The organism is Bacillus sp. SIMBA_031 (assembly GCF_046535225.1).
In the GTDB taxonomy this organism is placed as follows: Bacteria; Bacillota; Bacilli; order Bacillales; family Bacillaceae; genus Bacillus; species Bacillus velezensis.
On the sequence record NZ_JAWRXC010000179.1, the window covers coordinates 1 to 276 of the forward strand.

The window sequence follows — 276 nt, forward strand, 5'->3', positions numbered from 1 at the left end:
GCGGTCAAGCTGCCTGGCTTTTGCTGCGATACTGTTCGCGACGGCATGGGCGGCGCTGATAGGCGGCTGTTTCGCCTACTGCGATGGTGGGGTTGCTCGCGCGCTGCTGTGGGCCGGGATTGTGGGAATCGGCATGGGAAGCCTGGCCGCAGTGAGTTGGCCCGGCGAGTTTGCCATGGTTGTGGTGGCCTACGTTGCTGTTGTTCTTGCGATCGCGAAATGGTCTCCCGTAAGGCCGAGTCTTCGCGTCCTGCTGGTGGCGGTGGTGGCCGGCGC

General features: G+C 64.5%; 1 protein-coding gene. It reads left to right on the forward strand.

The annotated features are described in order from the left end of the window. Positions 1-276: hypothetical protein (locus SB724_RS19960; protein WP_410572556.1), on the forward strand; the 276-nt coding region annotated here is incomplete at both ends.